13 protein-coding genes and 1 other RNA gene are annotated in these 13,271 nt (G+C 70.4%); 9 read left to right on the plus strand and 5 right to left on the minus strand.

Annotated elements, in window-relative coordinates; all coding sequences use genetic code 11:
• Window positions 1-9: 9 nt before the first annotated feature.
• The 4 genes from ftsX to ssrA all read left to right on the plus strand — a co-directional run bounded on the left by ftsX (window position 10) and on the right by ssrA (window position 3,484).
• A complete protein-coding gene (gene ftsX, locus ACTVCO_RS07125) occupies window positions 10-924 on the plus strand; it encodes a permease-like cell division protein FtsX (protein WP_443727701.1) in 915 nt (304 codons plus the stop codon).
• 2 nt (window positions 925-926) lie between these two features.
• Entirely contained in the window at window positions 927-2,306 is a 1,380-nt protein-coding gene (locus ACTVCO_RS07130) for a peptidoglycan DD-metalloendopeptidase family protein (protein WP_443727702.1), read from the plus strand.
• A gap of 166 nt (window positions 2,307-2,472) precedes the next feature.
• Window positions 2,473-3,000: an SsrA-binding protein SmpB gene (smpB, locus tag ACTVCO_RS07135; RefSeq protein ID WP_443727703.1), complete on the plus strand. Its 528-nt coding sequence runs from the start codon at window positions 2,473-2,475 to the stop codon at window positions 2,998-3,000.
• A gap of 115 nt (window positions 3,001-3,115) precedes the next feature.
• Window positions 3,116-3,484, plus strand: a transfer-messenger RNA (tmRNA) gene (gene ssrA / locus ACTVCO_RS07140).
• Window positions 3,485-4,645: 1,161 nt separating this feature from the next.
• Here the strand turns inward: ssrA and ACTVCO_RS07145 are convergent.
• Both ACTVCO_RS07145 and ACTVCO_RS07150 read right to left on the minus strand, forming a co-directional pair.
• Window positions 4,646-5,596 carry an SPFH domain-containing protein gene (locus ACTVCO_RS07145; RefSeq protein ID WP_443727704.1) on the minus strand — a complete coding sequence of 317 codons (951 nt, stop codon included), beginning with the start codon at window positions 5,594-5,596 and terminating at the stop codon, window positions 4,646-4,648.
• Window positions 5,597-5,718: 122 nt separating this feature from the next.
• Window positions 5,719-5,976: a metal-sensitive transcriptional regulator gene (locus ACTVCO_RS07150; protein WP_443727705.1), complete on the minus strand. Its 258-nt coding sequence runs from the start codon at window positions 5,974-5,976 to the stop codon at window positions 5,719-5,721.
• 109 nt (window positions 5,977-6,085) lie between these two features.
• Between ACTVCO_RS07150 and ACTVCO_RS07155 the strand changes: the two genes are divergently transcribed.
• Both ACTVCO_RS07155 and ACTVCO_RS07160 read left to right on the plus strand, forming a co-directional pair.
• On the plus strand, window positions 6,086-6,259 hold the full coding sequence (locus tag ACTVCO_RS07155) for a hypothetical protein (RefSeq protein WP_443727706.1): 174 nt from the start codon (window positions 6,086-6,088) through the stop codon (window positions 6,257-6,259).
• A gap of 10 nt (window positions 6,260-6,269) precedes the next feature.
• Window positions 6,270-7,970 (plus strand): FAD-dependent oxidoreductase, encoded by a 1,701-nt coding sequence (locus ACTVCO_RS07160; protein ID WP_443727707.1) that lies wholly within the window; start codon window positions 6,270-6,272, stop codon window positions 7,968-7,970.
• A 111-nt stretch (window positions 7,971-8,081) separates the two neighbouring features.
• Here the strand turns inward: ACTVCO_RS07160 and ACTVCO_RS07165 are convergent, their stop codons facing one another.
• The 3 genes from ACTVCO_RS07165 to ACTVCO_RS07175 all read right to left on the minus strand — a co-directional run bounded on the left by ACTVCO_RS07165 (window position 8,082) and on the right by ACTVCO_RS07175 (window position 9,929).
• Window positions 8,082-8,699 (minus strand): DNA-3-methyladenine glycosylase I, encoded by a 618-nt coding sequence (locus ACTVCO_RS07165; RefSeq protein ID WP_443727708.1) that lies wholly within the window; start codon window positions 8,697-8,699, stop codon window positions 8,082-8,084.
• Window positions 8,696-9,208 (minus strand): methylated-DNA--[protein]-cysteine S-methyltransferase, encoded by a 513-nt coding sequence (locus tag ACTVCO_RS07170; protein WP_443727709.1) that lies wholly within the window; start codon window positions 9,206-9,208, stop codon window positions 8,696-8,698. The genes ACTVCO_RS07165 and ACTVCO_RS07170 overlap by 4 nt, the downstream gene beginning before the upstream one ends.
• Window positions 9,209-9,356: 148 nt before the next feature.
• Entirely contained in the window at window positions 9,357-9,929 is a 573-nt protein-coding gene (locus tag ACTVCO_RS07175; protein WP_443727710.1) for an NADPH-dependent F420 reductase, read from the minus strand.
• Between the two features lie 106 nt (window positions 9,930-10,035).
• Between ACTVCO_RS07175 and ACTVCO_RS07180 the strand changes: the two genes are divergently transcribed.
• From ACTVCO_RS07180 to ACTVCO_RS07190, 3 genes are all read left to right on the plus strand, one after another.
• A complete protein-coding gene (locus tag ACTVCO_RS07180; protein ID WP_443727711.1) occupies window positions 10,036-10,542 on the plus strand; it encodes a MarR family winged helix-turn-helix transcriptional regulator in 507 nt (168 codons plus the stop codon).
• A gap of 164 nt (window positions 10,543-10,706) precedes the next feature.
• Window positions 10,707-11,351 (plus strand): CYTH domain-containing protein, encoded by a 645-nt coding sequence (locus ACTVCO_RS07185; protein ID WP_443727712.1) that lies wholly within the window; start codon window positions 10,707-10,709, stop codon window positions 11,349-11,351.
• On the plus strand, window positions 11,348-13,270 hold the full coding sequence (locus ACTVCO_RS07190; RefSeq protein WP_443727713.1) for an ATP-binding protein: 1,923 nt from the start codon (window positions 11,348-11,350) through the stop codon (window positions 13,268-13,270). Before ACTVCO_RS07185 ends, ACTVCO_RS07190 begins: the two co-directional genes overlap by 4 nt.
• Window position 13,271: the final 1 nt, after the last annotated feature.

Consider the following 13,271-nt stretch of genomic DNA (forward strand, 5'->3'; position numbering starts at 1 on the left):
GGGACGACGATGCGACTTCAGTTCATCCTGTCCGAGATCGGCATCGGCCTGCGCCGTAACCTCTCGATGACGGTGGCCGTCATCCTCGTGACGTTCATCTCGCTCACGTTCGTCGGCGCTGCCGGGCTCCTGCAGATCCAGGTCGGCAAGCTCAAGGACGACTGGTACGGCAAGGTCGAGGTCTCGGTCTTCCTGTGCCCGACGGGCTCCGCCAAGGTGCAGTGCGCAGACGGCGAGGCCACCCCCGAGCAGATCGAGGGCGTCAAGGCGCTCCTCACCTCGCCCGAGCTCGCCCCCGAGATCCAGGAGACCTGGTTCGAGACCAAGGAAGAGGCATTCGCGTCCTTCCAGGAGTACTTCGAGGGCCAAGACTGGGCGCAGGCGATCAAGGTCGAGAACATGCAGTCGTCGTTCCGCATCAAGCTCAAGGACCCTGAGCGCTACCAGATCGTCTCCGACGTCCTCTCGGGACGCCCCGGCGTCGAGTCGGTCGAGGACCAGCGCAAGATCTTCGACTCGCTCTTCCTCGTCCTCAATCGTGCCTCCGTCATGACGGTCGGGCTCGCCGCGCTCATGCTCGTCGCCGCGACCCTGCTCATCACGGTGACCATCCGGCTCTCAGCCCTCTCCCGCTCCCGTGAGACCGGCATCATGCGGCTCGTCGGCGCCTCCAATCTCTTCATCCAGCTGCCGTTCATGCTCGAGGGTGCGATCGCCGCGGGCATCGGCGCGCTGCTCGCGGGCGGCGGCCTCTGGCTCGGTGTCAAGTACCTCATCACCGATTGGCTCGCCGGCGAGGTCGCCTGGGTGCCGCTCGTCGGACAGTCCGACGTCCTGACGGTTGCGCCGCTCCTGCTCGCTGTTGCGATCATCCTCGCGCTCGTCGCGTCGGTCGTTACCCTGCGCCGGTACATGAAGGTGTGATCATGCTGCGCCGAATGCTCGCCGTCCTCCTGTCCGCCGTCCTGCTGGCTGTCCTCGCGCCGCCCGCAGGCGCCGACACGCTCGGAGACCTCGAGAAACGTCAGGCCGCCGCCGAGAAGCGCAAGGCCGACGCCGACAGCACGATCGAGACGCTCGAGCACGACCTCGAAGACACGGACGACGCGATGGCCGCGGCATACGTGCGCCTCACGCAGGTGCGCGCCGATCTCGGCGTCGCACAAGCAGCGCTCGACGTCGCGCAAGCCCGCCTCACGGCAGCCGAGAGCGAGGCGAAGAAGCTCGCCGACCGCCTCGTCGACGCCAAGGCTGAAGAAGCGGCCCTCGTCGCCAAGATCGACGAGCAGGCCAAGCTCACCAAGACCACACAGGCGTCGATCGCCGAGCTCGCGCGCCGGGCCTACCGCGGCGAGGGCGCACCCGACTCGATGAGCCTCGTCGTCGGAGCTGAGTCCGCGACCGACTTCGTCAATCGCTACGCACTGTCGCAGGCGGCCCTGCGCGTGCAGACGAACACGCTCACCGACCTGCAGGAGTCCGAGGCGACCGCGAAGAACTCCCAGGCGCGGCTCGAGGCCGTGCGCGACACGATCGCCGATCTCAAGAAGCAGGCCGACGCAGCCGTCGTCGCCGCCGAGAAGGCACGCACGACGGCCGCCGACAAGCGCAGGACCGTCGAGGGACTGCTCGCCAAGGAGAAGGCGGACCTCGCTGTCATCGAGAAGCGCAAGACCGCACAGCTCGCGTCCAAGGCCGAGGCTGAGCAGGCGTCCCAGGACCTCGCGAACGACATCCAGGACATCATCGGTCTGACGAAGAAAGAGAAGGACCGTATCCGCAAGGCCAAGGCCGCCGCCCGCAAGAAGGCCGAGGAGGAGGCGCGGCGCGCGGCTGAGGAGGCGAAGAAGGACGGCAAGACGCCGAGCAACCCCGCGCCCCCGAGCGACCCGCGTCCTCCTGCGGGCAAGGGGTTCTTCTCCTACCCGACGAAGGTTCCCCACATCACGTCGTCGTACGGGTACCGTCTGCACCCCGTCCTCGGCTACGTGCGCCTGCACGCCGGGACGGACTTCCGGGCCTACTGCGGCACCGCCATCTATGCGGCCGCGGGCGGGACCGTCGTGTGGGCGCAGTACCGCGGCGGGTTCGGCAACCAGGTGCTCGTCAACCATGGCGAGGTGGGCGGCCGCAACCTCATGTCGAGCTACAACCACTTCTCACGCTTCGCGGTCTCGAGCGGGCAGAAGGTCAAGAAGGGCCAGCTCGTCGGCTACTCGGGCACGACCGGAACGAGCACGGCCTGCCACCTGCACTTCGAGCTGTACGTCGACGGGCAGACCGTCAACCCGATGTCGATGCTCTGACGCGCGGCGCAGCGGGCGCGGTGCTCTGATGCGCGGCGCAGCGGGCGCGGTCCGCGCGCAAATGCGTTCGTGCCCTCGCGTACCCCACCGGTATCGTTGAGGTCGTCCCCGCAACCCACGGGGCATACGTGTGCGGCGAGGTGCGCCGCGACGGAGAGGAGGGGTGATGGCCAAGGGCAAGGTGTACCAGATCCCCGACGGCTCCACGCAGAAGCGGACCCATACGGACCGCGCGCCCGTGCGGCAGCTCGTCGCGAGCAACAAGAAGGCGCGCCACGACTACACGATCGAGGACGTCTACGAGGCGGGGATCGTGCTCACGGGCACCGAGGTCAAGGCGCTGCGCGCCGGCCGCGCGTCGCTCGTCGACGCGTTCGTGCTCATCGACCGCGGCGAGGCGTGGCTCGAGCGTGCCCACATCTCGGAGTACGCGCAGGGCACGTGGACCAACCACTCGCCGCGACGCAAGCGCAAGCTCCTGCTCCACAAGAAGGAGATCGTGCGGCTCGCGAACGACGCCGACGCCAAGGGCACGACGATCGTCCCGTTGCAGATCTACTTCCTCGACGGCCGTGCCAAGGTCGAGATCGCGCTCGCGCGCGGCAAGAAGGAGTACGACAAGCGGCAGACGCTCCGCGAACGCCAGGACAACCTCGAGGCGCACCGTGCGATGCGGAAGCGAGAGCTCGGGTAGACCGGCGCCCGCGGAAATAACGTGGAGCCGCTGAGCGTTCATCGACTACAGTGGTCATGTTCGTCAGGTACGCCCCGCGGGGCCGCCTTCACGGGCAGTGCTTGACAACTTCACAGGGGGTGATCGGTTTCGACGGTGGTCGTGCTTCGAGAAGAAGCGGGCCGAGAATGCAGACTCATCTCGTCAACGATGTCTGCAAACCAATAGGTGCCGATTCCAAGCGCACCGACTTCGCCCTCGCCGCCTGAGCGAGCCTCGAAGTCCGTCAGTCCGGGCTAGCTTCCGTCCCGGGTCCTGGCGTCATCCAGGAAGCCACTGCTCGCGTCGTTCGTCGCTGACGACGCGGGGACTTTTAGGCGACTGGGCCTGTCAGCTGAGCGTCTGCTCGAGGGCTGAGGCCGAGAAAATCCACTAGCAGACTGCGCCCGGAGAAGATCTGGATACGCGTCACCGGACCGGGGTTCGATTCCCCGCACCTCCACCCTTGTGAACGAAGGGCCTCTCGCCGCTAGCGAGGGGCCCTTCGGCGTGCCGTACCGGCAAGGCGGTGCCCGACCCGCAAGGCGGTGCCGTACCCGCAAGGCGGTGCCCCACCCGCGATGCTGTGCCCACCCGAGAGGCTGTGCCCTACCCGCGAGCGTCGATAGCGGATCGGGACACGTGACTTGTGCGGATCGCCTATCGACCGAGGGAGGGGGAACGGGGGAAGGGGAGCTGGGGAGGGGAAGCTGGGGAAGGGGGCTGGGGGCCTGCCTCGGCTGTGAACGAAGGGCCCTCGCCAGCGAGGGGCCCGTCGTCGTGCTGCACCCGCAAGGCCGTGCCCTACCCGCGAGACTGTGCCCGACCCGCAAGGGTCGATAACGGATCGGGACACGTGACTTGTGCGGATCGCCTATCGACCGGGGAAGGGGAACTAGGGAGGGGGGCTGGGAGCCGGCCTTCGCTGTGAGCGAAGGGCCCCTCGCCGCTGGCGAGGGGCCCTTCGGCGTGCCGTGCCCGCGCACCCGCGAGAATGTGCCCTACCCGCGAGGCGGTGCCCTACCCGCGAGCGTCGATAGCGGATCGGGACACGTGACTTGTGCGGATCGACTATCGACTGAGGGAGGGGGAACGGGGGAAGGGGAGCTGGGGAGGGGAAGCTGGGGAAGGGGGCTGGGGGCCTGCCTCGGCTGTGAACGAAGGGCCCTCGCCAGCGAGGGGCCCGTCGTCGTGCTGCACCCGCAAGGCCGTGCCCTACCCGCGAGGCTGTGCCCTACCCGCGAGCGTCGATAGCGGATCGGGACACGTGACTTGTGCGGATCGCCTATCGACCGGGGAAGGGGGAGCTGGGGAGCTAGGGAGGGGAGCTGGGGAGGGGAGCTAGGGAGGGGGAGCTGGGGGCCTGCCTCGGCGGGGGATCGGGGCGGCGTTCCGTGGCGCGCGACCTGCCTTGCCGAGCGCTTCGCGGAGGATAACCTCGATCTGAGCGTTGACCGACCGCAGCTCGTCGTCGGCCCAGCGGGCGACGGCGTCGTGCACCGCCGGGTCCAGCCGCAACAGCACCTGCTTGCGAGCTGCGCGGGGTCGGCGCGCGGGTGCCGCAGAACCCGGATCGCCAGCGGCGTCCGGGTCCTGCGGGTCGTGGTGCGCCTCCGTCATCCGTGCCTCAGTGGAGCGTGCCCGCGTTGACGATGGGTGTCGCGCGCGAGTCGCCGCACAGGACGACGAGGAGGTTGGAGACCATGGCGGCACGACGCTCGTCGTCGAGCGTGACGATCGCGTCCCTCTCGAGGCGCTCGAGCGCAGTCTCGACCATGCTCACGGCGCCCTCGACGATCTTCTCGCGGGCCGCGATGATCGCCCCAGCTTGCTGACGCTGGAGCATCGCCTGGGCGATCTCGGGAGCGTAGGCGAGGCGCGAGATGCGGGCCTCGACGATCTCGACGCCGGCGAGGGCGACGCGCTCGGCGACCTCGTGAGCCAGCTCTGCAGAGACCTGGTCGGTCGAGCCGCGCAACGTGGCCTCGCCTGCGTCGGCGTTGTCGTAGGGGTGCGAGGTTGCGACGTGCCGGAGCGCTGCCTCGGCCTGGACCTCGACGAAGTCGACGAAGTCCTCGACGGCGAACGTCGCGCGTGCGGTGTCGGCGACCTGCCAGACGACGATCGCACCGATCTTCACGGGGTTGCCGTCAGCGTCGTTGACCTTGAGAGCGCTCGTCTCGAAGTTGCGCACGCGCACCGAGACGGTCTTGCGGCTGGACAGGAGCGGGGTGAGGACGAAGCCTGTGCGGCGGATCGTGCCGACGTAGCGGCCGAAGAACTGCACGACCTTCGTCTGGCCTGGGTTGACGATCGTGAGCGCGCTGAAGATGACGACCGAGAGGATGGTGAGGGTGGCGCCGAGGACGGCGAAGAGCGCGGTGAGTCCTGCGCCCTCGACGAGCTCGGTCCCGACGAACGAGCCCACTGCGGCGGCGAGCAGGAGAACTGCGATCGCGAGCGCGGCCCATCCGTTCTTCATGGTGACGGTGCGCTCGTCGACGTCGACCCGGACGCCGTCGTGGCCGACAGGGACGGCGCTCGGGGTGCCTCCGACGGATTCGTCGATGTCGTTCATGGGGTGCCCTTCTCTCGATCCGGTGTGCTGCTAGCAAAGTGATATCACTTTACTGACCGCGTGCGCCAGTCGGTTGTGTGGGCAGGTGGCCGGAGTTTGGAGGGGCTCTCGGGTTGGGCGCGTCAGGCGAGGGAGAGGAAGAGCTTCTCGAGGCGCTCCGTGCTGCCGTCGCCGCTCTCGGAGATCAGGCACTCGCGCATGCCGCCCGCGATGATCGCGAACCCGGCACGGTCGATGGCTTTGGCGACGGCTGCGACCTGGACCATGACGTCCTCGCAGTCGCGGCCTTCTTCGAGCATGCGGACGATGCCGCCGATCTGACCCTGTGCGCGCTTGAGGCGTCGGAGGGCTGACTGGGTCGTGTCGTCGGGCAGGAGCATGGAGTCAGCATACCCCCCGGGGTGTTTTGCCGATACCCCCCGGGGTGTGTACTCTCGAACTCAAGCGATACCCGTGGGGGTATCGAGACCGAGTTTCGAGGAGTTCGTCATGTGCCGTCCCGTCACCTGCGCCACCTGCGGCAAAACCACCTGGGCCGGTTGCGGCCAGCACGTCGACAGCGTCAAGGCGGGCGTTCCCGCCGCGCAGTGGTGCCGCTGCGACCGTGATGCCGCACCCGCCGCGCCGTCGGGCAACTTCTTCTCGCGGCTCTTCGGTCGCTGAGGGGGCCGTCGTGACCGAGAATCGTCGTCCACGCACCGTCATCATCGGCGGCGTCGCCGCCGGAATGTCGGCCGCAACCCGTCTGCGCCGCCTCGACGAGTTCCGCCAGATCATCGTCCTGGAGCGCGGTGAGCACGTCTCGTTCGCGAACTGCGGCCTGCCCTACCATGTCGGCGGCGTCATCGAGGAGCGCTCGGCGCTCCTCCTGCAGACGCCCGAGGCGCTGCGCGTGCGCTTCGACCTCGACGTCCGCACCGGCCACGACGTGCGGTCGATCGACCGCGACGCCCGCACCGTCACCGTCCGGACCGCAGCCGGCGAGGAGTCGATCGCGTACGACGACCTCGTCATCGCGACGGGCGCCGCCCCGGTGCGCCCGAGCATTCCGGGCGCCGAACGCGCCCACGTGCTGCGCGACATCGCCGACGTCGATCGCATCGTCGCCGCGCTCAGCGCGGCCAGCGCGGACGCCGTGCTCGGCGCGGGCGGCCCGACGCAGGTCGCGGCGGCACCGCGGACCGCCGCGATCGTCGGCGCTGGCTTCATCGGGCTCGAGCTGGCCGAGAACCTCGCTCACCGCGGTCTCGACGTCACGCTCGTCGATCTCGCCGACCAGGTGCTCCCACCGCTCGACCCCGAGATGGCGCGACTCGTCCAGGATCGGCTCGACACCCACGGCGTCACGGTCCGCACCGGAACTGGGGCCACCGCGGTCGAGGGCGACGACCTCATCCTCGCCGATGGCTCGCGTGTCCCCGCGGGCCTGCTCGTCATGGCCGTCGGGGTCGTCCCCGAGTCCCGACTCGCGCGCGAGGCTGGCCTCGAGACAGGGGCGCGCGGCGCGATCCTCGTCGACCACGCCCAGCGCACGCAGGATCCTCACGTGTACGCGGTCGGTGACGTCGCGCTCAAGCGTGACCTCGTCGACGACGCGGACGCGTTCGTGCCGCTCGCACAGACAGCCAACCGGCACGGGCGACTCGTGGCCGACGCGATCGTCGGACGCGAGGTGCATGCGCTGCCGGTCCTGGGAACTGCGATCGTCGGAGTCTTCGGGCTCACCGCGGCGGCCACCGGGTGGTCGGAGAAGCGGGCTCGCGCCGCGGGCCGCGACGTGCGCGTCGTCCACACCCACCCATCTGACCACGCGGGCTACTACCCGGGAGCGCGGCGCATGGCGCTCAAGCTCGTTATCGACGCCGCGACGGACGCGATCCTCGGCGCGCAGGGCGTCGGCGAATCAGGGGTCGACAAGCGCATCGATGTCATCGCGACCGCGATGCGCGGTGGCCTCACCGCGTCTGACCTGGCCGATCTCGAGCTCGCGTACGCTCCGCAGTTCGGCTCAGCCAAGGACCCCGTGACGATGCTCGGCATGATCGCCGACAACCTCGCGTCCGGAACGACCCGCACCCTCCAGTGGCATGAGCTCGCGGACGCACGTGCGGCCGGCGCCGTGCTCGTCGACGTGCGCACGGCCTCCGAGAATGCCGGCGGCGCGATCCCTGGCGCGCGCAACATCCCCGTCGACGAGCTTCGCGACCGTCACCACGAGCTCGAGGGCCACTCGATCGTCGTCCACTGCGCCGTTGGTCAACGTGGCCACACCGCAGCGCGCATCCTCTCCCAGCTTGGCTACGACGTCGCCAACCTCGACGGCGGGTACCAGACGTGGGTGACCGCCTCGCGAACAGTTCCCGCGACCGTCTGACCGTCCGGGCCCACCGCGCTCCCTGGGTGCCCCACGGCGTCATCCGTGACGAGCACCGGGGCGCGGTGGGCTCCGCACCGGCGTCGCCGGCCCGGTGCCAGGTGGTCCTGCTCAGGGCCAGATGCCTGAGCTGCCGCGCCGGTGAGACCCGAGGAGGTGGGTGTCGACGATACCGATCGCTTCCATGAGCGCGAACGCGGTCGTCGGGCCGACGAACGAGAACCCGCGTCGTTTGAGCTCCTTGGCGAGCGCGCGTGACTCGGGGGAGGTCGAGGGGATGTCGGCGAGGGTGCGCGGCGCGAGGTTGACCTCGGGCTTGAACGACCAGACGAGCTCGGCAAGACCGGCGTCCGAGCGCAGCTCGAGCGTCGCCCGTGCGTTCTGGATCGTGGCAAGGATCTTGGCGCGGTTGCGGATGATGCGCGCGTCCTCGAGCAGGCGCGCGACGTCGGCGTCGCCGAAGTGCGCGATGGCCTCGGGGTCGAACCCCACGAAGACCTCGCGGAACGCGGGACGCTTGCGCAGGACCGTGGCCCACGAGAGCCCCGACTGGAAGGCCTCGAGGCTCAGTCGTTCGAGGACGCCGTGCTCGTCGCGCACGGGCATGCCCCACTCGGTGTCGTAGTACTCGCGCAGCAGCGCGTCGGATGCCGCCCACCGCGGTCGGCGGAGGCCGTCGTCGCCGATGACGAGATCGGTGGGCCGGACGCTCGGGGAGGGGGTCGTCACGCGAGGGCTCCCTCGAGAGTGAGCAGGAGGGTCTTGGCCTCGAGCCCGCCGATGTACCCGCCAAGGGCGCCGTCGGAGCGCAGCACGCGGTGGCACGGCACGACGACGGGGAGGGGGTTGGTCGCGCACGCGCTCCCCACCGCGCGCACCGCGCGTGGGTTCTCGAGAGCCGCCGCGACCTGCGTGTAGGACTCGGTGCGCCCGAAGGGGACGGCGGACAGATGGGTGAGGACGGCGAGCCGGAAGCCTGCCGAGAGACGACGGTCGAGCGGGATGTCGAAGCGTGTGCGGCGCCCGTCGAAGTACTCGTCGACCTCGCGTGCCGCCTCGTCGAGGCGGGAGGGCGCCTCGACGAGGCGCGCGGAGACGCGCCGGCGCAGGTCGCTGAGCACGGCCTCGTGGTCCTCGGCAGCGAACGCCACCCGGACGAGGCCGACGGGGGTTGCTGCGAGGAGCAGGTCGCCGACCGGGCTTGCGACGGTCCTCACGGCGATCTCGGTCGTGGTCATGCGTCCTCCTGCGGGCGGTCGTCGGGGTGGTGCCGACGCTACGCCACGACGCCCCCGTCGCGGAGTGCGACGGGGGCGTCGTGTGGACGGCCAGGGGATGCCGTCCACCTGTGGGCAGGACGAGGGGCGCTGCCCGCAGGAGAGGGGGTCAGCGGCTGAGGTTGAAGCCGCCCGTCCACGAGATCTTCTCGCCGGCCGCGAGCGTGAGCTGGAGGAAGCCGATCGCCTCGAGCTCGTGAGCGCGCGAGAGGGCACCCGCGTCGACGCCGGCGAGCCCGCCTGCCTCGACGGCGGCGAGGAGCGTGGCCTTCGCGTCGGCGTCGTCGCCCGCGACGAGCACGGTCGTCGTCGCAGCGCCCACGGTGCCCGAGGAGAGCGTTCCGGCGAAGTTCGTGTTGAACGCCTTGAGGACCCGCGCGCCCGGAAGCTGTGCGGCCAGCTCGGCTGCTGCGGAGGAGCCCGCCGGCACGACGAGCGAGTCGAACGTCGAGAAGTCGAGGGGGTTGGTGATGTCGACGACGATCTTGCCGTCGAGCTGTGCGCCGAAGCGTGCGACGACATCCGCGAGGGCGGGGTACGGGACCGCCAGGACGACGACGTCGCCCGTGAGCGTGGGGGTCTCGGCGTGGGGGACGGACTGGACGGAGGCGCCGCCTGCGGCGAGCACGCCACCGATCGCCTGTGCCATGGATCCGGTGCCGATGATGGTGAACGTGGTCATGAGGTCCTCCTCGAACGCGGCGGAACCGCCGTCTTTGGTTTAAGCAACAACCAACACGCTACCCCGTAATGATTTAAGCGTCAACCTATGCGGTAGGCTGTCTGTCATGTCGACCGCCGAACCCACCCCCGACCAGGCCGTCTGGCTCCGCGACGACGAGCTGCGCGCCTGGGTGCGCTTCATCGCCGTCGTCCAGCTGCTCCCCGGCGTCCTCGACACGCAGATGCAGCGGGAATCGGGACTCAGCCACTTCGAGTACTACACGCTCGCGATCCTCTCCGAGGCGCCCGGGCGCACCCTGCGTATGACCGGCCTCGCCGCGCGCACGAACTCCACGCTCCCACGGCTCTCGCACGTCGTCACCCGGCTCGAGAAGCGCGGCCTCGTCGTCCGTGCTGAGTGCGCCGAGGACCGCCGCGCCATGAACGCGACGCTCACCGACGCCGGGTGGAGCACCGTGGTCGCCGCCGCGCCCGGGCACGCGGCCCAGGTCCGCGACGCCGTCTTCGCGGGGCTCACGCCGAAGGACGTCGCCGATCTCCACCGGATCAGCGACACGATCCTCGAGCGCATCGACCCCGACGGCAGGCGATCCCTGCCCTACGAGGGCTAGCCCCCCGCCCCGTCGGCGGGGTGGTCGATCGACGCGCACGTGTGCCGATCCGCTGTTGAACGACCTGTTGGGCGCGAGATCCCGCCATTCCAGGCCGGACGGTGCTACGTTCGGGCCGACGGCACGACGCCGTCGCACCCCAGCCCCGACCTCAGGACCCTGTGATGACGACCGAGACCGGCTACGGCGACTTCGAGTTCGAGCGGCGCTTCTTCGTGCGCAGCCTGCCCGACGAGGTCCGCAACGACCCCACGCCCACACTCATCGTGCAGTCCTACTTCCTCGCCGTCGACGGCTACGCCATGCGACTGAGGGTCCAGGCCGACGGCATCCTCCTCGACCCCGCCGCCAACCTCGACGCGGTCGATATTCTTGACGCGCACGCCGACCGGTTCGACTTCTGCGCCCTCACCGTCAAGGGCCCCGAGGCCGGCGGCACCCGCTACGAGGCCGAGCGCGAGATCGACGTCCACGTCGGGGTCGAGATGATGCGTCGCGGCGGCGCGCGCATCATCAAGAACCGCTACTCCGCCTGGCTCGGGACCGACGGCTGGGTCGTCGACGTCTTCGCGGGCCGCAACCGCGGCCTCATCATCGCCGAGTGCGAGCGCGGCGCCCCCGTCACCGACCTCACGATCCCCGCATTCTGCGTCACCGAGGTGACGGGAGACCGCCGCTTCGCCAACGAGTCGCTCGCGCACTCGCCCTTCCCCACGTGGCAGCACACCTTCGCGACCGAGCTCGCGGTCGAGGGGCCGCGCTTCGCGGCAGGGTTCGGCACGAACACGCTGGCGAGCCCGCTCGCGTGAGCGCCGTCTCCGCGGCGCCTGCCCGGACGACGCCGCTGCGCGAGGTTCTCGCGCGGCTCGACGCCGCCGTCGCACGCCGCAGCGAGGTGGGGTGGGACCACGCTGCGACCGCACGCACGCTGTGCGACGTCATCCGCGCAGACCTCGCCGGCTCCGCTCTCGTCCGCACGGCCGAGACCCGCCTCAACGCCCTTGCCCGGCGCACCGGCCTCGACGACGGCGCGGCCCGGATCCTCGCCGCCGCGCTCCTGCCCGAGCTCCACCCTCTCGCCCTGCACCTCACGGGTCTGCTCGCGGGCGACGGCGAACCCGCCCGGCCGACGACAGCGTCGGCCCTCGAGCTCGCGGGCCTGCCCGCGACCGACCCCGCAGCGCTGCGCCACCTCGCGGCCACCGCGCCCCTGCGCGCCACGGGTCTCCTCAGCACCCCCGGCGACCTGCCACTTCTTGCGCGCCGTGCCGTCGTCCCCGAGCGCGTCGCCGACCACATGCGCGGTGACGACGCGCCCGCCGCCCTCGTGGCCGACCTCATCGAAGCGCCGGTCGCGGTCGCGGTCACCGGAACAGGCGAGGTCATGGCAGCGCTTGAACGTGACGATCCGCTCGTGTGGATCGAGTCGGGACCCGGCGCGACCGGCGCAGCCCTCGCGGCCGCGGCCTGCACAGCCCTCGGAATCGGCTGCCTCGTCGCCGACCTCGCGCACGCCGACCACCACCTCCGCCCGGGATCGCTCGCGGGAACCGCGGACATCGTCGACGCACTCCTTCTCGAGGCGCTTCTCGACGGACACGCGCTCATCCTCGCGGGCGCAGACGCGGCCTCCGCGTGCATGCCCGCGCTGTTCGCCTCACCCGTGCCCGTCCTCGCGGTCGGAGCCCGGCGCTGGGACGCACGCTGGGCCACGTGGCTTCCCGTGACGCTCGAGGCTCCGGTCCTCACGACGCCCGAGCGCACCGTGCTGTGGCGCCGCCACCTCGATGGCCTCGAGCCCGGCCCGACCGTCGCAACGCTCAGGCTCGCGCCGCGCGATGTCGCGCGCGCGGCGGAACGCGCGCGAGTCGACGCGGGCGAGCACGACCCCGACGACGCGACGCTCATCGCCGCCGTGCGCAGGCTTGGGCGCGGAACCACGCGGCGCGGAGCAGGGGCGACCCTTGACGACCTCGTCCTGCCGTCCCATGCCCGGGCCGAGATCGAACGGCTCGTCGCCTGGGGTCGGCACCGCGACGACGTCGCCGCGCTCGGCGACCTCCACGGCAAGGGCGGCAAGGGAACGGGCGTCGCCGCGCTCTTCTCAGGCAGTCCCGGAACGGGCAAGACCCTCGCCGCGCACGTCGTCGCCGACTCGCTCGGCATGGAGCTCTTCCAGATCGATCTCTCGGCAGTCGTCGACAAGTACGTGGGCGAGACCGAGAAGAACCTCGAGAAGATCTTCGCCGAGGCCGAGCAGCTCAACTGCGTGCTCTTCGTCGACGAGGCCGACGCGCTCTTCGGCAAGCGCTCGGCGGTGGGCGACTCGCGTGACAGGTATGCGAACCAAGAGGTCGCCTACCTTCTGCAGCGCATGGAGACGTTCGACGGCATCACGGTGCTCGCGACCAACCTGCGCGGCAACCTCGACCCAGCGTTCGCGCGTCGCCTGCAGTTCATGGTGCACTTCCCGGATCCCGACGAGGCGACCCGCGCCCGGCTGTGGCAGCACCACCTCGCGCAGCTGCCCGCAACAGATGCCGCCGACCCGATCGACGTCGCCGTGCTCGCCGCCCGTCTCGAGGTCGCCGGCGGAGATATACGCAACGTCGTGCTCGCCGCGACGCACGACGCGGTCGCCGCAGGCGAGACCGTGGGCATGCGTCACCTCGCCACAGCAGCAAGCCGCGAGCTGGCCAAGCTCGGCCGCCGCAGCCCGGCGTTCTGAG

It is taken from the genome of Sanguibacter sp. A247 (assembly GCF_052324925.1).
Lineage (GTDB): Bacteria > Actinomycetota > Actinomycetes > Actinomycetales > Cellulomonadaceae > Flavimobilis.

What these genes read in the sequence shown, in the direction of transcription:
- ftsX (WP_443727701.1), top strand. Translation starts at nt 10, where the DNA reads ATGCGACTTCAGTTCATCCTGTCCGAGATCGGCATCGGCCTGCGCCGT.
- ACTVCO_RS07130 (WP_443727702.1), top strand. Translation starts at nt 927, where the DNA reads ATGCTGCGCCGAATGCTCGCCGTCCTCCTGTCCGCCGTCCTGCTGGCT.
- smpB (WP_443727703.1), top strand. Translation starts at nt 2,473, where the DNA reads ATGGCCAAGGGCAAGGTGTACCAGATCCCCGACGGCTCCACGCAGAAG.
- ACTVCO_RS07145 (WP_443727704.1), bottom strand. Translation starts at nt 5,596, where the DNA reads ATGAACGACATCGACGAATCCGTCGGAGGCACCCCGAGCGCCGTCCCT.
- ACTVCO_RS07150 (WP_443727705.1), bottom strand. Translation starts at nt 5,976, where the DNA reads ATGCTCCTGCCCGACGACACGACCCAGTCAGCCCTCCGACGCCTCAAG.
- ACTVCO_RS07155 (WP_443727706.1), top strand. Translation starts at nt 6,086, where the DNA reads ATGTGCCGTCCCGTCACCTGCGCCACCTGCGGCAAAACCACCTGGGCC.
- ACTVCO_RS07170 (WP_443727709.1), bottom strand. Translation starts at nt 9,208, where the DNA reads ATGACCACGACCGAGATCGCCGTGAGGACCGTCGCAAGCCCGGTCGGC.
- ACTVCO_RS07175 (WP_443727710.1), bottom strand. Translation starts at nt 9,929, where the DNA reads ATGACCACGTTCACCATCATCGGCACCGGATCCATGGCACAGGCGATC.
- ACTVCO_RS07180 (WP_443727711.1), top strand. Translation starts at nt 10,036, where the DNA reads ATGTCGACCGCCGAACCCACCCCCGACCAGGCCGTCTGGCTCCGCGAC.
- ACTVCO_RS07185 (WP_443727712.1), top strand. Translation starts at nt 10,707, where the DNA reads ATGACGACCGAGACCGGCTACGGCGACTTCGAGTTCGAGCGGCGCTTC.